The sequence below is a fragment of the Ralstonia sp. RL genome (genome assembly GCF_001683835.1).
In the GTDB taxonomy this organism is placed as follows: domain Bacteria; phylum Pseudomonadota; class Gammaproteobacteria; order Burkholderiales; family Burkholderiaceae; genus Ralstonia; species Ralstonia mannitolilytica.
This window is the reverse complement of record NZ_LWRX01000218.1, coordinates 1-23,090: the sequence shown is the minus strand read 5'-3', so window position 1 is coordinate 23,090 and position 23,090 is coordinate 1. Positions and strand designations below refer to the sequence as shown.

The 23,090-nt window shown below is 66.9% G+C and carries 22 protein-coding genes; 11 read left to right on the top strand and 11 right to left on the bottom strand.

Features of this window, described 5'->3' with window-relative positions:
* Nucleotides 1-68: 68 nt before the first annotated feature.
* From A6M56_RS20000 to A6M56_RS19970, 7 genes are all read right to left on the bottom strand, one after another.
* Nucleotides 69-1,073: an NAD(P)H-dependent flavin oxidoreductase gene (locus A6M56_RS20000; protein WP_045218799.1), complete on the bottom strand. Its 1,005-nt coding sequence runs from the start codon at nucleotides 1,071-1,073 to the stop codon at nucleotides 69-71.
* 46 nt (nucleotides 1,074-1,119) lie between these two features.
* Nucleotides 1,120-1,563, bottom strand: a complete 444-nt coding sequence (locus A6M56_RS19995) for a nuclear transport factor 2 family protein (protein WP_062738083.1) — start codon at nucleotides 1,561-1,563, stop codon at nucleotides 1,120-1,122.
* Nucleotides 1,564-1,688: 125 nt separating this feature from the next.
* Entirely contained in the window at nucleotides 1,689-2,156 is a 468-nt protein-coding gene (locus A6M56_RS19990; RefSeq protein WP_045218795.1) for a universal stress protein, read from the bottom strand.
* Between the two features lie 79 nt (nucleotides 2,157-2,235).
* Nucleotides 2,236-3,135, bottom strand: coding sequence for a LysR family transcriptional regulator (locus A6M56_RS19985; RefSeq protein ID WP_102079240.1), 900 nt, complete (start codon nucleotides 3,133-3,135; stop codon nucleotides 2,236-2,238).
* A 39-nt stretch (nucleotides 3,136-3,174) separates the two neighbouring features.
* Nucleotides 3,175-3,486 carry an AtuA-related protein gene (locus tag A6M56_RS19980; protein WP_045218789.1) on the bottom strand — a complete coding sequence of 104 codons (312 nt, stop codon included), beginning with the start codon at nucleotides 3,484-3,486 and terminating at the stop codon, nucleotides 3,175-3,177.
* Between the two features lies 1 nt (nucleotide 3,487).
* A complete protein-coding gene (locus A6M56_RS19975; protein ID WP_102079241.1) occupies nucleotides 3,488-4,831 on the bottom strand; it encodes an acyclic terpene utilization AtuA family protein in 1,344 nt (447 codons plus the stop codon).
* 4 nt (nucleotides 4,832-4,835) lie between these two features.
* A complete protein-coding gene (locus A6M56_RS19970) occupies nucleotides 4,836-6,134 on the bottom strand; it encodes a CitMHS family transporter (RefSeq protein ID WP_102079242.1) in 1,299 nt (432 codons plus the stop codon).
* A 185-nt stretch (nucleotides 6,135-6,319) separates the two neighbouring features.
* On the opposite strand from A6M56_RS19970, the gene A6M56_RS19965 reads away from it, so the two are divergent.
* Together A6M56_RS19965 and A6M56_RS19960 are read left to right on the top strand one after the other, a co-directional pair.
* Nucleotides 6,320-6,868 carry an RBBP9/YdeN family alpha/beta hydrolase gene (locus tag A6M56_RS19965; RefSeq protein WP_102079243.1) on the top strand — a complete coding sequence of 183 codons (549 nt, stop codon included), beginning with the start codon at nucleotides 6,320-6,322 and terminating at the stop codon, nucleotides 6,866-6,868.
* A gap of 47 nt (nucleotides 6,869-6,915) precedes the next feature.
* Nucleotides 6,916-9,279: a heavy metal translocating P-type ATPase gene (locus A6M56_RS19960; RefSeq protein ID WP_102079244.1), complete on the top strand. Its 2,364-nt coding sequence runs from the start codon at nucleotides 6,916-6,918 to the stop codon at nucleotides 9,277-9,279.
* Nucleotides 9,280-9,296: 17 nt separating this feature from the next.
* Here A6M56_RS19960 and cadR read toward each other — a convergent pair whose 3' ends face one another.
* From cadR to leuA, 3 genes are all read right to left on the bottom strand, one after another.
* Complete coding sequence (gene cadR / locus A6M56_RS19955; protein ID WP_102079245.1) at nucleotides 9,297-9,773, bottom strand: Cd(II)/Pb(II)-responsive transcriptional regulator; 477 nt, start codon at nucleotides 9,771-9,773, stop codon at nucleotides 9,297-9,299.
* Between the two features lie 18 nt (nucleotides 9,774-9,791).
* Nucleotides 9,792-10,178: a four-helix bundle copper-binding protein gene (locus A6M56_RS19950; protein WP_045218778.1), complete on the bottom strand. Its 387-nt coding sequence runs from the start codon at nucleotides 10,176-10,178 to the stop codon at nucleotides 9,792-9,794.
* 125 nt (nucleotides 10,179-10,303) lie between these two features.
* Nucleotides 10,304-12,016, bottom strand: a complete 1,713-nt coding sequence (leuA, locus tag A6M56_RS19945; RefSeq protein ID WP_102079246.1) for a 2-isopropylmalate synthase — start codon at nucleotides 12,014-12,016, stop codon at nucleotides 10,304-10,306.
* Nucleotides 12,017-12,644: 628 nt separating this feature from the next.
* Between leuA and A6M56_RS19940 the strand changes: the two genes are divergently transcribed.
* The 5 genes from A6M56_RS19940 (at nucleotide 12,645) to A6M56_RS19920 (ending at nucleotide 17,381) form a co-directional block, all read left to right on the top strand.
* Entirely contained in the window at nucleotides 12,645-13,103 is a 459-nt protein-coding gene (locus tag A6M56_RS19940; RefSeq protein ID WP_045218774.1) for a (2Fe-2S)-binding protein, read from the top strand.
* 20 nt (nucleotides 13,104-13,123) lie between these two features.
* The gene (locus A6M56_RS19935; protein WP_102079247.1) at nucleotides 13,124-15,376 is read left to right on the top strand and encodes a xanthine dehydrogenase family protein molybdopterin-binding subunit; all 2,253 of its coding nucleotides are present in this window, start codon (nucleotides 13,124-13,126) and stop codon (nucleotides 15,374-15,376) included.
* Between the two features lie 109 nt (nucleotides 15,377-15,485).
* A complete protein-coding gene (locus A6M56_RS19930) occupies nucleotides 15,486-15,920 on the top strand; it encodes an organic hydroperoxide resistance protein (protein WP_045220309.1) in 435 nt (144 codons plus the stop codon).
* Complete coding sequence (locus A6M56_RS19925) at nucleotides 15,920-16,528, top strand: nucleotidyltransferase family protein (RefSeq protein ID WP_102079248.1); 609 nt, start codon at nucleotides 15,920-15,922, stop codon at nucleotides 16,526-16,528. The genes A6M56_RS19930 and A6M56_RS19925 overlap by 1 nt, the downstream gene beginning before the upstream one ends.
* 649 nt (nucleotides 16,529-17,177) lie before the next feature.
* Nucleotides 17,178-17,381, top strand: coding sequence for a YMGG-like glycine zipper-containing protein (locus A6M56_RS19920; RefSeq protein ID WP_082062863.1), 204 nt, complete (start codon nucleotides 17,178-17,180; stop codon nucleotides 17,379-17,381).
* Nucleotides 17,382-17,428: 47 nt separating this feature from the next.
* Here A6M56_RS19920 and A6M56_RS19915 read toward each other — a convergent pair whose 3' ends face one another.
* Nucleotides 17,429-20,095, bottom strand: a complete 2,667-nt coding sequence (locus tag A6M56_RS19915) for a putative bifunctional diguanylate cyclase/phosphodiesterase (RefSeq protein ID WP_102079249.1) — start codon at nucleotides 20,093-20,095, stop codon at nucleotides 17,429-17,431.
* A 438-nt stretch (nucleotides 20,096-20,533) separates the two neighbouring features.
* Between A6M56_RS19915 and A6M56_RS19910 the strand changes: the two genes are divergently transcribed.
* The 4 genes from A6M56_RS19910 to A6M56_RS19895 form a co-directional block, all read left to right on the top strand.
* Nucleotides 20,534-20,800 (top strand): hypothetical protein, encoded by a 267-nt coding sequence (locus tag A6M56_RS19910; protein ID WP_145997143.1) that lies wholly within the window; start codon nucleotides 20,534-20,536, stop codon nucleotides 20,798-20,800.
* Between the two features lie 90 nt (nucleotides 20,801-20,890).
* The gene (locus A6M56_RS19905; protein WP_045218763.1) at nucleotides 20,891-21,181 is read left to right on the top strand and encodes an H-NS histone family protein; all 291 of its coding nucleotides are present in this window, start codon (nucleotides 20,891-20,893) and stop codon (nucleotides 21,179-21,181) included.
* Between the two features lie 96 nt (nucleotides 21,182-21,277).
* On the top strand, nucleotides 21,278-22,015 hold the full coding sequence (locus A6M56_RS19900; protein WP_045220302.1) for a GntR family transcriptional regulator: 738 nt from the start codon (nucleotides 21,278-21,280) through the stop codon (nucleotides 22,013-22,015).
* 259 nt (nucleotides 22,016-22,274) lie between these two features.
* Nucleotides 22,275-23,090 (top strand): porin (locus tag A6M56_RS19895; RefSeq protein WP_286758367.1); only part of this gene is annotated, 816 nt, incomplete at its 3' end.

Below are 23,090 nucleotides of genomic sequence, written 5' to 3'. Positions count from 1 at the left end.
GGCATCGACGGAACGCTGCGAAGCGGTCCTGGCCAGGCGGCGGAGCGTTTGTCGGCGTCGCCGGGGGCTTAAACCGTCGCCTTGCCCGTCGCCGGGGCGCGCAAGGCCTCGATCGTGTTCAGGCGGCGGCGCGCCACCTCGAACTCCTCGGCAAAGCGCTTGATGAGTTCGGCCGCCGGCACCACCCGCTTGACCGCGCCCACGCCCTGGCCGGCGCCCCAGATGTCCTTCCACGCTTTGGCCTTGGCGCCGCCGCCCGAGCCGAAGTTCATCTTGCTCGGGTCCGATTCGGGCAGCGCGTCCGGGTCCAGACCGGCGTTCTCGATGCTCTTGCGCAGGTAGTTGCCGTGCACGCCCGTGAAGAGGTTTGTGTAGACGATGTCGGTGGCGCTGGATTCGACGATGGCCTGCTTGTAGCCTTCCACCGCGTTGGCCTCTTCCGTGGCAATGAAGGCCGAGCCGACGTAGGCCAGGTCCGCGCCAGCGGCCAGCGCCGCCAGGATGGCGTTGCCGTTGGCGATCGCGCCCGACAGCAGCAGCGGGCCGTCGAACCACTCCCGGATTTCATGGATGAGCGCAAACGGCGAGGTCGTCCCCGCGTGGCCACCCGCGCCCGCTGCCACCGCGATCAGGCCATCCGCGCCTTTCTCGATCGCCTTCTTGGCAAACGTGTTGTTGATCACGTCGTGCAGCACGATGCCGCCGTAGCTGTGCACGGCGCGGTTCACGTCTTCGCGTGCGCCGAGCGACGTGATGACGATGGGCACCTTGTACTTGACGCACAGCTCCAGGTCGTGCTCCAGGCGGTCGTTGGACTTGTGCACGATCTGGTTGACGGCAAACGGCGCCGACGGCTTGTCGGGGTGCTGCGCGTCGTATTCGGCCAGCTCGGTGGTGATGCGCTGCAACCACGTCTCCAGCAGCTCGGCCGGGCGCGCATTGAGCGCCGGGAACGAGCCGACCACGCCCGCCTTGCACTGGGCGATCACGAGATCCGGGTTGGAGATGATGAACAGCGGCGAGCCCACCACGGGCACGGACAGGCGGTTTTGCAGGATCGGCGGCAGCGACATGGCAGTCTCCGTTGGTCTTGGTATGGGAATGGATTCAGGAAACGGTTCAGGCGCCTGCTCTGAGCAGGCCGAGCTTGTCGCCCAGCTTGGCACCCATCGCCGCGCCGAGCGCCTGCAGCCCCGTGGCCGGACGCACCATGACTTCAAATTCGACGATCTTGCCGTCGGCATTGAAGCGGATCATGTCGATGCCCTTGAGGGCCTTGCCGCTTACATTGGCGCTGAATTCGAGCACCACGCTCAGCCCATCGTCGGTGGCGAAGCTGCGGTGGTATTGGAAGTCTTCAAAAACGGTGTTGACGGTGCGCAGGACCAGCGTGGTCGCGGTGCGGCCCGGATACGCCGTGTGCGCCACGGGCGAGCGGAACACCACGTCTTCGGTGAACAGGTGCTCGAGCGCGTCCATGTTGTTGCGCTCGAGCATGACGTGCCAGGCCTCCAGGGTGGCTTGGGCGGCTGCGTTCAAGGTCTGGGGAATCGGCGGCGGCATGCTGGCTCCTGGGCGGAAAGTGCAACGGATTGCATCAACGTGGGGAGCAACATAGCACAGCGCTCTCAAACTATGCAACAAGTTGCATAGTGAAGGGGTTCAAAAAACGTGTGCCTTCGGTGCCTTCAGTTGGTGGCGTGTTCCGGGTGCTGCGCACGTACCACGATGACGGTGCGGCGCGATAGTTTGGTGGTCCGCTCCGCCACGCTGCCGAGCAGAATGCGCGCGAGCCCATGCTTGCCCTGCGATCCGACGACGATGGTGTCGGCCTGCCAGCGCACGGCGTCGTGCTCCAGCGCGCTGCCGATGTCGTCATCGACAGCGCTTAGCATCAGCACATCGGTTTCGATGGCAACGCCGTCGGCTTGCAGCGCGCGATGCAGTTCGGCCAGGGAGTGGTCTGCCGTCTGGCGTTCGGCCTCGCGGAGTTTATCGACGTCGTAGATCTCCCGCGCCTCGGGCATGCGCGGGCTGCCGATGGCCCATACGACACGCAACCGCCCGCCGAATGCCTTGGCTAGCGCGGCAGCCTGGTCGACGGCGAGTTTGGCTTCGTGGCTGCCGTCAAAGCCGGCAAGGATGCGTTGATACATGATGCGCTCCGGGCGTTCGGGATGCTTTTGACTGTAGCAGCCTGGGTGGCCCAGCGGGATGCGCCTGGTCAAGCTGCCATCACATCCGCGCGGCGGTGTGCGCGGGGTGCGCGAACAACAGGTCCAGCAGTGCCTGGGCCGCTACCGACAGGCTGCGCCCGTCGCGCCGGATCACATACAGGGTGCGTACCAGCCCCGGCAATGGTAGTGGCCGCACCACCAGCTCGGGCAGGCGGAACTGGAACAGCGCCAGCGCGGGAATCACCGTAATACCGAGGTTGGCCGCCACCAGCGCGGCCGCCGTCGCCAGGTGCTCGACTTCCATGCCGCTGCGCAGCTTGGTCGGGTGCAGGGCCGCATCCAGGTATTGCCGGATGCTCGTGTTGCGCGCGAGGTGGATGAACGGCACATCGACCAGATCGCCGACGCTGAGCGCGCGCTTGTGGGCGAGTGGATGGTCCTGGTGGCAGACGAGGTGGAAGTCGTCTGCGCAGAACGGTTGGGCGGCAAGCCCGGCCATGTCGGCGCCCATGGCGGCGATGGCGAAGTCTGCCGCGCCGCGCCGGACCATGTCGATGCACGGGGCGGACAACTGGTCGTGCAGCGCGAGCTGGATGCCCGGATGCTGCGCCGAGAATACGGCCAGCACGCCCGGGAGGATGCCCGCCGCGATCGACGGCAGCGCGGCCACCGTCACGCGGCCCGTGCGGGCAGCTGCCCGGTCGCGCAGGTCAGCGAACGTGGCTTCGAAATCGGCCAGCAGGCGCAGCGCGGATTCCGCAAAGGCTTCGCCCTCGGGCGTGAGTTCAACGTGGCGCGTGTTGCGGTCGAACAGGCGCACGCCGGCATCGGCCTCCAGGTTCTGGATCAGGGCGCTGAAGGCCGATTGCGACAGGTGGCAGGTCTGCGCGGCCTGCGTGAAGTTCTTGTGCTCGCGCAGCGCGGCAAACGCGCGGAGCTGCTTGACGGAGAGGTTCATGGGCATGCCGACGGATAGGCCGCCAGCTTATCGCGGAACCTACGCCGGAACCTCCAGCGTGAGCAGCGCGCTCGAGAGCGACTTGCCATGCGCATCCAGCGCCAGCGAGCGCGTCACGCCGCCGGCCAAGGCGCCGTGCAGCACGAAGTTCAGCGCGCCCAACTGCGGCAGCACGTGGCGCTCGACATGGCCGGTGACGAGTTCTGCGAAATGCGCGCGCACGCGCTCGGCCGTCACGTGCTGCTCCAATGCGGCAAAGTCCTCCGCACGATGCGCGATGACGGATATGCAAGAGATGTCGCCCTTGTCGCCGGCGCGGGTGTGGGCGAGGTCGCGAAGCAGTCGGCGCATGTCAGCTCTCCAGGATGTGCACGGCGTGCGGAGCGAGTTCCGCAGGGATCAACGTCGAGGCCACGGCGATGATCTCGCGCGCGCTTTTCGTTGCGCCGCCGCCGCCCGAGGGGCCGCAGGTCAGCAGCGTTTCGACTTCGTTGCCGATGCGCACGGCTTCGGCCATCGATTCGGTGCGCGCGGCCACGCGCACGCGCACCTCGTACGGTTCGGCGTCCGCGCGAGAGAGGGCCGCGCCATGCAGGGCATCCGCGCCGATCAGCTCGAAGCGCGTCTGCGTCGTCTGCACGCCTGTGAGCGCCAGGCGCTCGCGCACGATGTCGAGCGCCAGCCGCCCGCGCGCCACGGCGTTGGGGCCGGCATAGCTGATCTGGCCCTCGCCGATGTAGCTGTCGAGATAGCCGATCGACACTTTCAGCTGGCCGGTACGCGGCGCGCCCGTTGCGCCTTCGATGACGACGCGGTCCTGGCCGGCGGTGCGCATGCGGACGTTGGAGAAGTCGGCCACGACGTCGGGCGTGAGGTAGCGCGCCGGGTCGTGGATCTCGTACAGCAACTGCTCCTTGCACGTGGCCTCGGTCACGATGCCGCCCGCCGTGGGCACCTTCGTGATGAGCACCGATCCGTCTTCCCCGACTTCGCCGATGGGGAAGCCCAGGCGCGCGAGACCGGGCACGTCCTTGACGCCCGGGTCGGCGAAGTACCCGCCGGTGATCTGCCCCGCGCACTCGAGCAGATGGCCGGCCAGCGTGCCGCAGCCGAGGCGGTGCCAGTCGTCCATGCGCCAGCCGAAGGCGTGGATGAGCGGTCCGAGTGCCAGCGCCGGATCGGCCACGCGCCCGGTGACGACAACGTCCGCGCCTTGCGCCAGTGCATCGACGATGCCCTGCGCGCCAAGGTACGCATTGGCCGAGACCATGCGCGCACCGAGCGAGGCGACAGGCGCGCCGCCGTCCATGAGCGTGAAGTCATGGCCGCGTGCCCGCAGCAGGTCCAGCACGTCGTCGCCGGTGACGGCCGCCACGCGCAGCTTGAGGCCAAGCTCGCGGGCGATGTCGAGCGTGCGCCCGGCCGCCGCCTGCGGGTTGGCCGCACCCATGTTGGTGACGATGCGGATGCCGCGCGCCGCGCAGGCCGGCAATACGGCCCGCATGCGCGCTTCGAGCAGCGGGTCGTAGCCGTGCGTCGGGTCTTTGCGGCGCACCTGCTGTGCCAGCGCGATGGTGCGCTCGGCCAGGCATTCGAACATCAGCACGTCGATGTCGCCGTGCTCTGCCAGTTCCAGCGCCGGTTCGATGCGGTCGCCCGAGTATCCGGCGCCGCCGCCGATACGAAGTTTGTTCATGCCATCACCACGGAATCACGCCCAGCACCACGGCCGCCATCGTCATCAGCAGCGTGGCACCGAACAGGAAGGGGATCGAGAATTTCTGGTGGTCGGCCAGCTCGATGCCGCACAGCCCCACCACCAGGAAGGTCGCTGGCGTGAGCGGGCTCACCGGGAAGCCGGTGGTCATCTGGCCGAGCACGGCAGCCTGCGCGACATGCACCGGCGCGACGCCGAGCATCTTCGACGCCTCGGCCACCACCGGCAGCACGCCGAAGTAGAACGAATCCGGATCGAACAGCAGCGACAGCGGCATCGACAGCACGCCCAGCACCACCGGAATGTGATGCGCCATGGCGGGCGGGATGAAGTCCACCGCCGTCCTGGCCATCGCCGTGAGCATGCCCGACTTGCTCATGATGCCGGTGAACACGCCCGCCGCGAGCAGGATGCTGGCCATCATCAGCGCGGCCTTGGCGTGGGCGTCCACCCGCTGGCGTTGCTGGTCGACGTTCGGGTAATTGATGAGCAGCGCGGCCACCACGCCCAGCATGAACATCACCACCGGGTCGACCTTGCCGCTTACCATCACGCCCATCACGACGACCGTGAGGATCAGGTTGATCCAGAAATTGCGCGGGCGGCGCAGCGCCTGCTCGGCGTCCGACAGCGGGCGTGCGACGACCTGCGCGGCGCCATCGTGGTGGGCGAGGCCGAGGCGTTTCTCTTCACGCTTGCCCAGCAGCCACGCACACACGAAGACGAACACCAGCCCAACGGCCTGCACGGGGATCAGCGGATTGAAGATGTCCGTCACCGGCATGTGCAGCGAGGCGGATGCGCGGATCATCGGCCCTGTCCACGGCAGGAAGTTCACGCCGCACGCCATCGACGTCACGCATGCCAGGATGCGCCTGTCCATCCCGAGCCGGTCGTACAGCGGCAGCATGGCAGGAATGGTGATGAGGAACGCCACCGCGCCCGAGCCATCGAGGTGGATGAGCAGCGCCAGCAGCGCCGAGCCAACCACGATGCGCGGCGGACGGCTGCCGACGGTGCGCAGGATGCGGTCGATGATCGGGTCCAGCATGCCGGCGTCCGTGACGATGCCGAAGTACAGGATGGCGAAGATGAACATTCCGGCCACCGGGGCGACATCCTTGATGCCCCCGATGATGAACTTGCTGGTGTTCAGCCCGAAGCCGCCGATGAGCGCGGCAACGATGGGAATGGCGATGAGCGCGACCAGCGGCGACATGCGCTTGGTCAGGATGACGACGAACAGCGCAACGATGGTCAGCAGCCCGAGCAGTGCGAGCATGGTCTCCTCCGCGTTTTGGATTCGGAATCCCTGTTGGCGGGATTTGTCGGCGACTGTAGAAGCTCGCGATCTGCCTGTGAAACGGAATATTTGGATGAATTATGCGGATCCGCCGATGAATCCATCCGACGCGGTCGGCGGATTCGCGGCAGAATGGTGCGTCCAAACTTGCTGCTGGAGTGCCCGTGAGCGCCACCCCCACCGTCCTGATCCTCCCCGGCTGGCAGAACTCCGGCCCCGAGCACTGGCAATCGCGCTGGGAGCGCCTGCATGGGGATCGCCGTGTCGAGCAGCGCGACTGGTTCACGCCCAAGCGTGCGGATTGGGTGGCGGCGCTCGAGGCCGAAGTCAGCGCGGCGCCGGGCGACGTGGTGCTGGTCGCGCACAGCCTGGGTTGCGTGCTGACGGCGCACTGGGCGGCCGCATCGCCGCGCGCCGTGCGCGTGCGCGGGGCGCTGCTGGTGGCGCCGCCGCAGCTCGATCGCGCCGACATGCCGGCGGAACTGGCGGACTTCCGCCCCATGCCGCAGCAGCGCCTGCCGTTTCCTTCCGTGCTGATCTTCAGCACCGACGATCCGTACAGCGACGCCGGCTGGAGTGCGCGCCAGGCGGCCGCGTGGGGGGCCGAGCCGATCGTCCTGGGCCCGCGCGGCCATATCAATGCCGAGTCCGGCCTGGGCGACTGGCCGGAAGCCCGCGCCATCGTCGCCAAGTGGACGAAAGACCTTATCTGAGAGGTGGGCTTGACCCTGAAGCTTCTTCAGGGTTTTGAATGGAGGGCATGAAACCCGATCTCGCCTCCACTCTGACTGTCCACGACCACGCCGCCAAGCCGGAAGCCGCCGCTTGCGGGGGTTGCTGCGGCCACCAGCCGCCGGTCGCAATGGACACTTCCCGCCACGCACACGATCACGGCCACGATCACCACGATCATGGCCACGCGCACGCAGCCGCGGCGCTCACCGATGACACCGCCCGCGCGGCAGCCACGGGCCGCACCACCGTGCGCATCGAGCAGATGGACTGCCCGACCGAAGAGCGCATGATCCGCGCCAAGCTGGGCAGCGCCGATGGCGTGGTCGCGCTGGATTTCAACCTGCTGGAGCGTCACCTCACGATCCACCACACCGTGGACGACGTGACGCCGTTCCTCGAAGCCCTGCGCGCCATCGGCATGGACGGCGAGGTGCTCGAACAGCACGGTCGCACGGCGACCGCGCCAGTGCCGCCGGCCGGCATTTCGCGCCGCACGTGGTGGCTGGGCGTGGGCGGCGTGGCGGCGTTCGCTGCGGAGGCCATTGCGTGGTCGCTCGGTGACCATGCGTGGCCGGTGCTGGGGCTGGCGCTCGCCTCCATCGCGCTGGCCGGCGGCCCGACGTTGCGCAAGGGCTGGATCGCCCTGCGCGCATTCACGTTCAACATCAACTTCCTGATGGCGGTGGCTGTGATCGGCGCGCTGCTGATCGGCAAGTGGGCCGAAGCGGCCATGGTGATCTTCCTGTTTGCCGTGGCCGAGGCGATCGAAGCGCGCGCGCTCGTACGTGCCCGCGATGCCGTGCGCGCGCTCACCGCCATCGCGCCCGATACCGCGGAACTGGCCGATGGCGCCGGCGGCTGGCGCGACGTCGCCGTCGGGTCGGTCGCCATTGGCGCGCGCCTGCGTGTGCGCACAGGCAGCCGCGTCCCGGTCGATGCGCGCGTCGTGAGCGGCCGTGCGGCGCTCGATGAATCGCCCGTCACCGGCGAGAGCCTGCCCGTCGAGAAGGCCGTCGGCGACACCCTCCTCGCCGGCACCATCGTCACCGACGGCGTGGTGGAGGCGCAGGCCACGGCCGTGGCGGCCGACAGCACGCTCGCCCGCATCGCCGGGGCCATCCAGGAGGCGCAATCACAGCGCGCGCCCACGCAGCGATTCGTCGACAGGTTCTCGTCCGTCTACACGCCCGCGGTGATGTTGCTGGCGCTGGCCGTGGCCATCGTCGGCCCGCTGGTGACGGCCGACGGCTGGCTTGCCTGGACGTATCGCGCGCTGGTGCTGCTGGTGATCGCCTGCCCCTGCGCGCTCGTGATCTCGACGCCCGTGACGGTGGTCAGCGGTCTGGCTGCCGCCGCGCGGCGCGGCATCGTCGTCAAGGGCGGCGTCTACCTGGAAAGCGGACGCCGCCTGCGCGCGCTGGCGCTGGACAAGACCGGTACGCTCACCGCCGGCCGGCCGGTGCTCGATGCGGTGGTACTGCCCAACGGCGAACGCCGCGCCGTCGCCGCGCTGCGTGCCGCAACCGACCGCGAACACCTGCAGGCGTTGGCCGTCGCGGCTGCACTGGATGCCAACACCACGCACCCGATCGCCGTGGCCATCGTGCAGGCGGCTGCCCAGCACGGCGGCGTGGACGCGGCTTCCGTCGAGGATCTGTCGGTGCTGCCGGGCCGCGGCGTGGCGGGCACGCTCAACGGCGTGCGCTGGCACCTCGGCAATGCCGCGCTGGTGGCGGATCGCGGCTTGGACACGCCGGCCTGGCGCAGCGCTGCGGAATCGCTGCAAGCCGAAGGCATGTCGGCGGTCACGCTGTGCGATGCGAATGGTGCCGTGGCGCTTTTCGGCGTGCGGGACCGCGAGCGTGCGCAAAGCGCCGAGGCCATCGCCGCACTGCGCGCGCTCGGCGTGACACCGGTCATGCTGACCGGCGACGATCGCCGGGCCGCGTGGGCCATCGCCAGGACAGTCGGCATCGAGAACGTGCACGCCGAACAGCTGCCTGCCGACAAGCAGCGTGTGGTGGGCGAGCTCGCCGCGCAGCACGGCTTTGTCGGCATGGTGGGCGACGGCATCAACGACGCCCCGGCCCTCGCGCGCGCCGACATCGGCTTTGCCATGGGAGCGGCCGGCACCGCCACGGCGCTCGAAGCCGCCGACGTTGCCATCATGGACGACGACCCGCGCAAGCTCGCCAGCTTCATCCGCATCAGCCGCCGCACGGTGGCCGTGCTGCGTCAGAACATCGTGCTGGCCCTCGGCATCAAGGCGGTGTTCCTGGCCCTGGCCGTGATGGGCGACGCCACGCTGTGGATGGCGATCTTTGCCGATGTGGGCGCGAGCCTGCTGGTGGTGTTCAACGGCCTGCGGGTGATGCGCACGCGCGTTTGAGGGTCGGTCGGCCGCCCTCAGCGATGCACGCCGCGGATGTGCTTGTGCGCGTGCTCGGCGTCGCCATGATCGTGCCCGTGCCCGGTGTGGTTGCCGGCGACCGCTTCCTCGTGCAATGACTGCAACACGCCGCACTCCGCCACCGACGCGGCCGTCGTGCAGCGCCGCCCGATCGCCTCGATCTGCTGCTTCAGATCGTTCAACTCTGCGATGCGCGCTTGCACATGGCGCAGATGCTCATCGAGCAGGTTGTTGATCTCTTCGCACGAAGCCTGCGGGTTGGCTTGCAGCTCCAGCAGCCGGCGGATCTCGGTGTGCGCCATGTCGAGCGACCGGCACTTCGCGATGAAGGCCAGCTGCTCGGCATGCTCGGGCGTATAGACGCGATAGTTGTTGGCAGCACGTGCGGGCGGCGGCAGCAGGCCCTGCGCTTCATAGAAGCGGATGGTCTCGATGCTGATGCCCGTGCGCTGGGCGAGTTCGCCAATTTTCATACGCGTTGAAAGGAATGGTCAGAAGACGGTCGGTTCAGCCGTGACGGATTCCACGCCAGCGACCTTCAGGCAGGCGTCCATGCACGCGCGGCAGGCGGCTGCGCAGTCCACGCAGTGCCCCTGCTCATGATGGTCGCATTCTTCTGCGCACTGGCTGCAGATTTCGGCGCAGTCTTCCAGCAGCAGTTCGGCAAATTCGCTGTTCCGCTCCAGGAACTTGCGGGTGAGCGCGCAGTATTGCCCGCAGTCGGTGCACACGCTGATGCAGCGCGCCATGGCCGCGGCGTGCCCATTCTTGCTGCATTCCGCCGCGCAATGATTGCAAGCGTTTTCGCACGCCTGGAGCGCCTGGATCACACTGGCAAAACGCTTGGCATTCTCTTTCGCGGTCGGACGATTGGTCATGTCGGTTCTCCTTTTGGCAGTGGATGTGCGCGCAGGGGCGCTTCGAAGAGCTGCGCCGGGGAATCGCCCGAACGCACCTCTCCAATTTAGCAACTGGCGCTCCACTGTGTGGGCCGACGTGTGCCTTAAGCGGCTTGTGCCTCGTTCTTGCCGCTGCGCAGCATGCCGCTGCCCGCGTGGGTGATCAGCCGGTTGACGCCGCCCACCACCGCGCGGATCGACGCGGTGGTCAGGTTGGCATCCACGCCCACGCCGAACACGCTGCCGGCCACGCCCGGCGCTGCCACTTCCGCGAAAGCGATCGCGTCGGCATTGGCGCCTTGGCCCAGTGCACGTTCTTCATAGTGGTGGATCGACACGGGTGCCGTCAGCACGTGCGACAGCGCATGCACGAGCGCATCCAGCGGCCCGTTGCCCACGCCTTCGCAGATGTGCTCACGATCGGCAATGTTGACGACCAGGCGGATGTGCTGGCTGCCGTCTTCCTGCTCGGTCAGGCGGTGCGACACGTAGCCGATTGCGCCATCGCTGCGCAGATACGTCTGCTGGAACAGTGCCCAGATGTCGGCGGCGGTCACTTCGCGGCCGCTTTCGTCGGTCAGCTTCTGCACGGTGCTGCTGAACTCCACCTGCAGGCGCCGCGGCATCGCCACGCCATAGCCCGATTCGAGCAGGTATGCGATCCCGCCCTTGCCCGACTGGCTGTTCACGCGAATGATCGAGTCGTACGTGCGGCCCACGTCGGCCGGGTCGATCGGCAGGTACGGCATTTCCCAGATGGCGTCGGGCTTCTGCACGGCAAAGCCCTTCTTGATCGCATCCTGGTGCGAGCCCGAGAACGCCGTGAACACCAGGTCGCCCACGTACGGATGGCGCGGATGCACCGGCAGCTGCGTGCAGTCTTCGCACGTGCGGGCCACGTCGTTGATGTGCGAAAAATCCAGGCCCGGATCGACGCCCTGCGAATACAGGTTCAGCGCAAGCGTGACGAGATCCACGTTGCCGGTGCGCTCGCCATTGCCGAACAGGCAGCCTTCCACGCGATCGGCGCCGGCCATCACGGCCAGTTCAGCCGCTGCCACGGCAGTGCCGCGGTCATTGTGCGGATGCACGGAGAGGATGATCGAATCGCGGCGCGCCAGGTTGCGATGCATCCATTCGATCTGGTCGGCGTAGATGTTTGGCGTGGCCATCTCCACCGTGGCAGGCAGGTTGAAGACGATCTTGTGCTCGGGCGTCGGCTCCCAGACTTCGGTCACCGCGTTGCAGACCTCCAGCGCAAAATCCAGCTCGGTGCCGCTGAAGACTTCGGGGCTGTACTGATACGTCCACTGCGTCTCGGGCATCGTTTCCGCAATCTCGCGGATCAGCTTGGCGCTTTGCACGGCAATGCGCTTGACGCCTTCGCGGTCGGTGTTGAACACCGTGCGGCGGAACACCGGCGCGGTCGCGTTGTAGACGTGGATGATGGCGCGTTTGGCGCCGCGCAGCGATTCCATCGTGCGGCGGATCAGGTCTTCGCGGGCCTGCGTGAGCACTTCGATGGCCACGCCGTCAGGGATGTGTCCGCCCTCGATCAGCTCGCGGACAAAATCAAAATCGGTTTGGGAGGCAGCGGGGCAAGCGGCTTCGATCTCCTTGAAGCCGATCTGCACGAGCATCTTGAACATGCGCATCTTGCGCTCGGCGTTCATGGGCTCGAACAAGGCCTGGTTGCCGTCGCGCAGGTCCGTGCTCATCCAGATCGGGGCACGGGTGATCGTCTTGTTGGGCCAGGTGCGATCGGCGAGGGCGATGGCGGGGAAGGGGCGGTACTTGGTGGCGGGGTTCTTCAACATGGTGCGTGCGTCCTGTGAGATCGAGATCGGTTTCGTACAACGGGGACGGCCGCGCGGGCAGCGTCCGGGGTGGCCGGAATCGGGTTCGGGAGGTGGCGGCCAGACAGCCACGGGCGCGTGGTCTGGCAACCGGTCGGTAGTCGTAGCGAAAGCGGGATCGAGGCGGGCATGAGAAAGCTCCAACGATTCGGCGCACGGACTGCGCCACACACAAGGCCCGTCGCCGCTCAGGGCACGGACCGGTCAAACACCGGAACGAGGCGGAAAGAGTGGTCTACGCGCTTACACGCGTAGTAGAGAAGCGGATAGCAGACCGCGCACGCACGAGAGGGTGCGGGCAGGAGCGGTACGGAGGATGGTCTGCTGAGAATGCATCCGGCGATAGTGATGGGGAGGGCGGGGTGTTGTCAAGCTGCCTGGGCGGATTCCGGACGGCTTTTTTGGGCACATGAACCACCAGATCCAGAGCCGACGAAAACGTGTGCAGCCCGCCAGAAGCCATGTGATGTGGCGCCAGCAGAACCCATCCGAACCTGCTTTAATACACCCCGTCCATACCGCCAGCCCGCTATATCGAAGGCGTCATAACGGTAAGACTCCCCTCACGCCCCACAAGGAGAATCCCCCAATGGTCACGTTGAACATCAACGGCAAACCGGTGGAAGTCGATGCGGATCCGTCGACCCCGCTGCTCTGGGCGTTGCGCGACAACCTGGGCCTGACCGGCACGAAGTTCGGTTGCGGCGTTGCGTCGTGCGGTGCCTGCACGGTGCACCTGAACGGCCAGCCCACGCGCAGCTGCGTGCTGCCGATTTCCGCAGTGGCGGGCCAGCAGATCACCACGTCCGAACACATCGCCGACGACAAGGTCGGCAAGGCCGTGCTCGAGGCGTGGGTCAAGCATGACGTGGCGCAATGCGGCTACTGCCAGAGCGGCCAGATGATGAGCGCGGTCGGCCTGCTGCGCAGCAAGAAGAAGCCGACCGACGCCGATATCGATGCCGCGATGGCCGGCAACCTGTGCCGCTGCGCGACGTATCAGCGGATTCGCGCGGCGATCCACGACGCTGCGAAGTCGCTGGCGTAAGCCCCACCGGAGAACCCACGATGCGTATTCGAAACCTGGAAGCGCTGGCCGGTGGCGGCGCGCAACATCAGCCGGCAACTGCGGATGCCGGCGCTCGGGCTACGGTGGCGCTCGACCGCCGCAGCTTTCTGAAACTCACGACGCTGGCCGGTGGCGGGCTGGCGCTCGGGATTGCGCCCGCACTGGCCGGCGCGCAGGACGCGAAGGCCAAGCCGCCTTCGCCGCCGCAAGCGTTCATCATCATCGCGCCGGACAACACCGTGACGGTGGCCGTGAACCGGCTCGAGTTCGGGCAGGGCGTGCATACCGCGCTGCCGATGGCGCTGGCCGAAGAACTCGACGTGGACTGGCGCAACGTGCGCGGCATGCTCGCGCCGGCGGGCGATCCATACAAGGACCCGGGCTTCGGCATCCAGATGACGGGCGGCTCGACCGCGCTGAACCATTCGTTCCAGCAATATCGCGAGCTGGGCGCACGTGCGCGCGCGATGCTGATTGCTGCCGCGGCCGAGCGCTGGAAGGTCGACCCGTCGACCTGCCGCACGGTCAACGGCGTGGTCACGTCGGGTAGCCATCGCGCGACGTACGGCGAGCTCGCGCAGGCCGCGATGGCCCTGCCGGTGCCGGCGCAGGTCACGCTGAAGAACCCGTCGCAGTTCCGCATCGTCGGCAAGCCGACGCCGCGCCTCGATGCGCGCGCGAAGCTCGACAGCTCGCTCAAGTTTGGTCTGGACACGCGCTTGCCCAACATGAAGGTCGCGGTGCTGGCCCGCCCGCCGCGTTTTGGCGGCAAGGTCGCCAAGTACGACGCGGCGGCGGCCAAGGCGGTGAAGGGCGTGGTCGACGTGTTGCAGATCCCGACCGACCGCGGCGGCAGCGGCGTGGCGGTCATTGCCGATGGCTACTGGCCCGCCAAGATGGGCCGCGACGCCCTGCAGGTCACGTGGGAAGACGCCGGCTCGACGGTGTCCACGCCCGCGCTGATGGAGGAATACCGCAAGCTCGCGGGCCAGCCCGGCACGGTCGCCAAGACCGCCGACGTGAGCGGCATTGCATCCGCGCCCACGCGCATCCAGGCCGACTACGAGTTTCCGTACCTGGCGCACGCACCGATGGAGCCGCTGAACTGCACGATCGACCTGCAGCGCGACGGCGGCAAGACGACCGGCGCGAAGGTGTGGGTCGGCTCGCAGTTCCAGACCATCGACCAGGGCGCGATCGCCAAGGTGCTCGGCGTGGCGCCGGACAAGATCGAGCTCAACACGATGATGGCCGGCGGCGGCTTCGGCCGGCGCGCGATCACCACGTCGGACTATGTCGTGGAAGCTGCCAACGTGGCCAAGGCCTACGCGGCTGCCGGCCACAACGGCCCCGTCAAGGTGATCTGGAGCCGCGAAGACGACATCCGCGGCGGTTACTACCGGCCGATGCACCTGCACCGCGTCAGTGTGGGTGTCGACAACAGCGGCAAGGTGGTTGGCTGGGATCACGTGATCGTCGGCCAGTCGATCCTCAAGGGCACGCCGTTCGAGGCCTTCATGGTCAAGAACGGGGTGGACGAGACCATGGTGGAGGGCGTGATCGAGAACCACTATGGCTTTCCGATGCAGCTGACGGTGCATCACCCCGACGTGAACGTGCCGGTGCTGTGGTGGCGCTCGGTGGGCCACACGCACACGGCCTACGTGATGGAAACCATGGTCGACGAAGTGGCGCACGCCGCCCGGCAGGATCCGGTGGCCTTCCGCATGGCGCGCTTCACAGGCAAGGAACACGAGCGCCATCGCGCGGCGCTGCAGCTGGCTGTCGACAAGTCCGGCTACGGCAAGCGCAAGCTGCCGAAGGGCCAGGCGTGGGGCGTGGCGGTGCACGCGTCGTTCGAGTCGGTCGTGGCGTATGTGGTCGAGGTGTCGATCGACCAAGGCAAGCCGCGCGTGCATCGCGTGACCGCCGGCGTGCACGCCAACCGCGTGGTCAACCCGATGGGCGCCGAAGCGCAGATCCAGGGGGCGTGCGTGTTCGGCCTGGCGATGATCCAGCCCGGGTTTGCCATCGAAATCGAACACGGCGCCACCAAGAACAGCAACTTCACCGACTTCCCGCCCGTGCGCATGCCGGACGCGCCGCCGGTGAACGTGTTCTTCGTGCCGTCGGAAGACAACCCGACCGGCCTGGGCGAACCCGGCACGCCGCCGATCGCGCCGGCGGTGGCCAATGCCGTGTTTGCGCTCACCGGCAAGCGGCTGCGCAAGCTGCCGTTCGATACGGTGTGACCGTCATCCACGCGTGATGTGATTGGCGCCGGCATGCAGCAATGTATGCCGGCGTTTTACTGCGGAGCGTTTCTTGCTGCGCACGCTCTCTCACGAACCGGAGATCATCATGGCACTCAATATCCTGTACACCGCGCACGCCAAGGCCACGGGCGGCCGCAACGGCCACACGCAGACCGAAGACGGCCAGGTGTCGCACGACCTGTCGGTACCGAAATCGATGGGCGGCCCCGGCAAGCCCAATACGACCACCCCCGAAGACCTGTTCGCAGCCGGCTATGCCGCATGCTTCGGCTCGGCGTGCGACTTTGTGGCCAAGACCGTCCTCAAGCTCAACCCCACCAGCATCGAGATCCACTGCGACGTGGGCATCGGCACACGGCCCGAAGGCGGCTTCGGCCTGAAGGTCGGCCTGACCGCGCGCATCGGCGGGTTGTCGCAGGGCGATGCGGATGCGCTGGTCGCCAAGGCTCACGAGGTATGCCCGTATTCGAACGCCACACGCAACAACGTGGAAGTCACGCTCAAGACCGAGGTCGTCTGATGTCGCAGCGGCCTGTGGTGGGTGTCCTGCTGGCCGCGGGACGCGGCAGCCGGTTCGATCCGGCCGGCGCGGCCAACAAGCTGCTCGCGCCGCTGCGCGATGGCGTCACCGCCGGTACGCCGGTCGCGTTGCAGGCCGCGCGGCACCTGAAGCAGGCGCTGGACGATGTGGTGGCGGTGGTGCCCGCTGCCGCCACGCATGGGGCCCAGGTTGAGCGGCTGGCCGCTTTGCTGGCCGAGGCGGGCTGCGAGGTGCTGCGATGCGCCGACGCCGCGCGCGGCATGGGCGCCAGCCTGGCCGCCGGGGTGGCGGCCCGACCGCACGCCGGCGGCTGGGTCATCGCCCTGGCCGACATGCCGTGGATCGCCCCCGCCACCATCGCGCAGTTGGCCGGTGCGCTGGACGCGGGCCACTGCGTCGCACCGTTTTACGAGGGGCAGCGCGGGCACCCGATCGGCTTTGGCGCCGATTTCTTCGCGGGCCTGGCGTCGCTCGATGGCGACGAAGGCGCACGGCGGCTGATCACGCCGGGCACGCTCATCCGCATCGATACGGACGATGCCGGCATCCTGCGCGACGTCGATACGCCTGGCGACCTGACGCGTTGATCCACCCTCGGTGCCAGTTCGGCTGGCTGGGGTAACGCCGGCGCTCTCTTGCCAGCCCGGTGCGGCCCAGGGTTTCCTGAACGGAACATCCATGGTTCCAATCATGGAACCACGAAAAAGGGACTGCACATGGGGGGCTGTTGCAGACTGCGTATCCCGAACGGATCGTCCGCCGTCTCCAGGCGCAATCGATCCTGCACGGACCACATCACCCCGCCCAGACTTGTCCACAGCAGCAGTCAAACCGGTTGCAAAAGCGTGTGCAACCGCTTGACGCGCAAGGAGTTGTTGCAGGATGTAACACCCCGTCACGATGTGGATAACTTGCGCTTGACACGGCAGCTTCCCGTGCTCGGCACGTTTGTCGAAAACCGTCAAGCCCTTTGTGATTTCGGGACTGGCGGCCATGGCCGGTTATGCACAGAACATGTGGATAACTCTGTGGGAAACCTTACCCGGCCCGCGTGGTGACGCGTTTGTGTCGGCGTTGCCCGCGAATTTGGCAAGGTGCGTCAGCGTTAAGACATCTTCATTGCCGTCGGCGCGTGCAACGTCTGATTACAACTTGAAACAGCACGTTGTGCACTGGCTGGCCAGACTTTCGGTACGCGGTCGGTGATGGCAACCGACGCATTCCAAGGAGAAGAACATGATTCGGGTACTGACGACTCTGCTGGCCGGTGTGATGCTGCTGACGGCAACCGGCTGTGCCAACATGACGGCGCGCCAGCGCAATACAGCCATCGGTGCGGGCGTGGGCGGACTGGCCGGCGCTGCGCTCATCGGCGGTCCGGGGGCAACCTTGGGCGGTGCCGCACTGGGCGGTCTGGTCGGCAACGTGACGACGCGCTGATCGACGCCCGTCCACACAAGAAACGGACCTCCGCGGTCCGTTTTTTTTTATGCCCGCGCGCGGCTGTGCGAGCGTAGAAGCGCCTCCAGCGCCGGCACCTCCAGCGGCCGGCCGAAGAGAAACCCCTGCACTTCATCGCACGCGTGGGCCGCGAGGAAGGCCGACTGCTCGGCCGTCTCAACGCCCTCGGCCGTGACGGTCATGTTCAGCGCGCGGGCCATCGCGATGATGGTCTTGGTCAGGGCCACGCAGTCGGGTACCACCGGTACGCCGCTGATGAACGATCGGTCGATCTTGATGTTGTGGATCGGCAGGCTGCGCAGGTACGACAGCGAGGAAAACCCGATGCCGAAGTCATCCAGCGAGATACGCACCCCGCGCGCAGCGAGGCTCGTGAGCAGCCGCTGCGTCGACGGCCGGTCCGCCAGCAGCACGCTTTCGGTCAATTCAAGCTCCAGGCGCGTGGGCGCCAGGCCGGATGTCCTCAGCGCTTCGTCCACGTCCTGTTCGATGACGCCCGCATCGCACTGCCGCGCCGACACGTTCACCGCGATGCGTCCCGTAAAGCCGAACTCGCGCGCCCACGCCTGGCCTTGCGTGCACGCCTGCATCAGTGCCCAGCGGCCCAGCTCGAGGATGTAGCCAGACTCCTCTGCCACGTCGATGAACTCGGCGGGCGACACCGCGCCGAGCTCCGGATCCGACCAGCGCATCAGCGCCTCGACCGCGACCATCTCGCGCGACGCCAGCGCGTACTTCGGTTGATAGACCAGCCGCACCTGGCCGCGCGCGAGCGCCCTGCGCATGCGTTCGTTCAGGGTGAAGCGGCGCAGCATCTGGGTTTCAAGCGCACGCGAATACCGTGCGACGCGGTTGCGGCCCTGTTCCTTGGCCCGGTACATGGCCGCCTCGGCGTGCATGACGAGCGTGCCCGCGTCGCCGCCGTCTGCGGGAAAGACCGCCACGCCGATGCTGGCAGAGAGGTGCACTTCGCGCTGGTCGCCGGCAAAGGGCTTGGCCAGCGCTTCGAGCACCTGCCGCGCCAGGCCATCGGCTGCGGCCGGGTCTTCAATGGCGACGCAGAACCGGTCCCCGCCCAGGCGGGCCAGCAGCGCGCGCGGGCCGGCTGCGGCCCGCAGGCGCTGCGCCGCGGTGTTCAGGATCTGGTTGCCCGTGTGGTGGCCCATCGCCTCGTTGACCGTCTTGAAGTGGTCCAGGCCGATGTAGAGCAGCGCCAGTTCACCGCTGGCCTGCAATGCCAGCCGCGCATCGAGCCGCTCGACGAATGCGGCGCGATTCGGCAGGCCAGTGAGCGAGTCCTTGGTTTCAAGCAGGCGCAGCTGCTCGTGCGCCGAGCGCTCGGCCGTGATGTCGCTGAAGATGACCAGCACCGCGTGCGGCGAGGCGCTGTCGGGCGAGAACATCGGCAACACCGATTCGCGCAGCCAGACGACTTGCCCGTTGGTCGCCTGCACGCCCACCACGACGTTGCTGACGGCGCGTCCGGTGCGGGCCGCTATGGTCGACGGCCACGCGGCGCGCGGCAGGATGGTGCCGTCTTCGCTGAACATCATGTCGGAGAACGCGGCGCGCGGCCGCCCCTTCCACGACGCGCCGGACAGGCGAAGGATTTCCGCCGCGCTGCGGTTGTAAGACAGGACCCGCCCGTCAATCGACAGCGTCAACACGCCTTCGCTGAGGTGGTTGACCACAAGCCGATACTGGTCGCGCAACTCGCGGGTCTGGCGGTATTCGGTTTCGAGCCGCAGCAGTTTGACCAGTGCGGCGACATAGTGGCCGCAGGCGTCGCGCAAGGCTGCATCGCCGGGCGGTGTTGAATCCGGGGCGGGGTAGAACAGGCAGAGCAGATCTTCACCTGCCGCGATGCCACCGTGTTGGGCGGGGATGCGGCACAGCCAGGCAGGGCGTGCATCGGCCAGCGCGCCAGCCAATACCTCTCGCAATGCCGCGGGCACATTGGCGTGGCGCACCAGCTCGACCGGGGGCAGATCGTGCAGCAGGGGCGCCAGGCTCGCGAGGTCGGTGTCGAGCGTGTCGGGTGCCGGGCGCGTTGCAGATGCGGGCCGGGATGCCAACTGCGACCGTGCCGTCTGTGTGCCGTATAGCCTGGCACGCCCCGACACCACACGCACCACGACGCAGAGCGAGTTCGGCAACGTCGCTTCGATGGCCCTGAGCACCGCCTGCAGCCGCTCGCCTGGCGAGGTGCTCGACGGCAGTGTCGAGAGCAGGTAATCGAGGTGTTCATAGGGCAATGCTGCGCCAACGGTTTCAGCACTGAGGATGCGTTCACCGGGTTTGCCCGGCATCTGCGCATCGAGCGGCAAGGGCAGGCCATGCACCACCACCTGCTGGGCCGGCAGGCCTTCGAAGCGGGTCGGGGTGACCGTCAGGCGGACGCGCACGGGGTCGGTCAGGGCGCCAAGCGCGATGGCCGAGACGAGCTGTGCTTGCGGCGCCTGCGGCCCCTCCGGCATGGCGGGGTCGGCGTGGTCTGCGTCCGCAGCGGCAAGCCAGGCCGGAACATCCTGGAAGAAGCGGGAGAACGGCTCGCCCAGCAATTGATCGGCAGATGCCGCGTGCAACATGCAGACCCCCGCCGCATTGGCATACACGATGCGGCCCTCGAGCACGACATAGAGCGGAACGGGCAGGCTTTGCGCCGACAGCGGGTAGGAAAGTTCGTCTTGCATCCCACGCTCCAACCAATGGTATGGCCCACGAGATCTCGCCATGCACGGATCCGCGGCGCTGGGCCGGCGGAAGGGGAGACAACATTCTTCATGATGCGCAAAAGTCGTGCGTGGCGCAAAGTCTCGTTTGTGGCGAATACAACACTTTGATTGGGCTGTGCCCGCAGCCCACCCTTGTATTGCGACGTTCGGCCCGGCCCTGCGAGATCGAGGTCATGTGCGTGGCGTCGGTGTGTTCAATACGGTTTGACGTTTTTTTACCGTGCGGGAAAGTGGATTGATTGATCGCTGCGTAAGCTCCAATTCGCGCGGATATCAATAGGCACGTCTGTCGTCAAGCCGAAATGCGGGTGGAGGATTCCGCAGAACCTTCAAGGCGAAAAGAAGCCCCCTTGGCAAATTCGAGAATGCCGGCACGCCCGGGAATGCAAATCGCGCATGCACGGCACGCTCAAAAAGAACCACACCTGCGCCATTGAAACCACGCCACGAATTCGTATGCGGGAACGCGGTCCGACGATGGCCCTTGAGACAGCATCTGGCGTGCCAAGCCCGGGCGCCCGCGAGAGACGGGTGGTGTTCAACTCTGCTGCTATCGCTGCGGTCGTGGCCGTGCCGTTCTCTTGTACCGGTAAGCGCCGACTCGTGCGCCATGCCGGTTTTGTCGACGGCGCTAAGCCGCATGCTTTGAAGCTTCACAATTGAAAGCATTGAAATTTGATTTCAGTTGCGAATACAATTCGCCTAATATTCTGTCCACACCGGACTTCATACCGGTCTTTATCGGGAGCCCATATGGCGACATACAAGGAATTGATTGCACAAAAGGCCAAGCTGGAAGAACAGATTGAAATGGCGCGCGCCAAGGAACTGGAAGCCGTGATTCAGCAGGTTCGCCAGACGGTTGCCGAATATGGCCTGACGGCGGAAGATCTGGGCCTGGTCCCGCGCCGCGGTCGCCGCGCGGGCGCCAAGTCGCCGGTGCCGCCCAAGTATCGCGATCCGAAGACCGGCGCGACATGGTCCGGCCGCGGCCGTGCGCCGGCCTGGATCGGCAAGAACCGCGACAAATTCCTCATCGCCTGATCCGCATCCGGCGTACCGCATGGAGCAAAACGGCTCACCGCTCTGGTGGGCCGTTTTTGTTGGAGCGGGCGCCGCATGTTCCTGTATAACGCTGGCATGACGCCCCGCCTGCCCAAATACCTCGAACTGGCCGACCGCATCCGGCTGGACATCCTGCACGGCAACCTGCCGGCCGGCAGCATCGCCCCCAGCGAGAATGAACTGGCGCAGCGCTACGCCGTATCGCGGCTCACGGCGCGCCGTACGCTCAACGAGCTCGCCGCGCGGGGGCTGCTCAAGCGTGCACGCGGCCAGCGCAGCGTGGTGCTGGATTCCTCGGGGCCGCATCGGCCGGTGCTGTATGCGCGGGGGCAGTCTGATGCCGCGCTCGAATACGTGCCGGGCGCGGTCTACACCGTCAGCGCCTTCCAGCTCCGGCCGGCCGACGAAGCCGTTGCCGCGGCGCTGGAGCTCGAGCCCGGCGCGCAGGTCGCCTTCGTCGAGCGCCGTGCGCGCGTGGACGGGCAGACCATCATGCTGCTGCGCACGTGGCTGACCTCGAGCCTGGCGGCCATGCTCGAAGCACGGGACTTTGAAGACCGTCTTTTCGTGCAGGTGTTCCAGCGTGCCAACCTGACGATCACGCGCTCGCGCGAGGCGACGCTGGCGTGCCTGGCCGATGCCCACCAGGCTGACGCGCTTGGCGTGGCGGCCGGTGTGCCGCTCGTGCGCGTGCGCCGCATCGGCTATAGCGTGTCCGACCTGCCCATCTCCCTGACGTATTGCGATTTTTCGCCGGAGCGCTATCTGCGCGAAGTCGATCTGCGGGTGTTGCAGAACGACGAGCGGGCATGACCATGCTCCATCGCGCACTTGCGCCAGCACGGTGCAGAATCCGCGCCACACACCCCTGCGTTGGGACTTGTCTGCCACGGGTATTCAAGCTAGTCTGCGCCCCTTCCCGCGCAACGCATTGATTTGTGACATCCCGGCCGCCGTCACGGTATTGGCACGGCTGTTGCATTCGTTCGCGCCGTCTCAGCGGGGCAGGTTGAGCCGCCTGCCGCGCGAAGTCGATTCAACACAACGGAACCACAAGAGGGAGAAATCAACGATGCAACTCAAGCGACGTTTCAAGGTGGCCGCGGCGGGCCTGACCGCCGCCGCCGGCCTTGCCGCCGGCGCAGCGCAGGCACAGTCGTCCGTCATGCTCTACGGCCAGGTGGACGCCTGGGCCGGCGCGACCAAGAACCTCGGCGCATCCGATCGCGCCTGGGGCGTCAATTCGGGTGGCATGTCGACGTCGTACTGGGGCATGAAGGGCAGCGAAGACCTGGGCAACGGCCTGAAGGCGATCTTCACGCTCGAAGCGTTCTTCCGTCCAGACACCGGCAAGGTCGGTCGCTTTGACGGGGACCACTTCTTTGCCCGCAATGCCTTCGTGGGCCTGCAGTCGAACACGTGGGGCTCGATCAAGCTCGGCCGCAACACCCCGCCGTATTTCGTCTCGACGATTCTCTTCAACCCGTTCATCGATTCGTATACGTTCTCGCCGATGGTGTTCCACACCTACCTCGGCAACGGCCGTACGGGCACCGCCGGTATTTCGGGCCTGGTGGGCGATTCGGGCTGGGACAACTCGATCATGTATTCCACGCCCGATTTCAACGGGCTGACCGGCAACTTCATCTACGGGGCAGGCGAGCAGGCCGGCCACAACGGCCAGAACAAGTGGGGCGGCAACTTCCTGTACTTCCACGGCAACTTCGCGGCCACGGCGGCGTTCCAGCAGGTGCGCTTCGATGCGAGCCCCGGCGACCTGAACGCCCTGGTGACGGGCTTCTCGCGCCAGACTGCTGCGCAGCTGGGCGCGACATACGACTTTGGCGTGGTCAAGCTGTACGGCCAGTACCAGTACATCAAGAACACG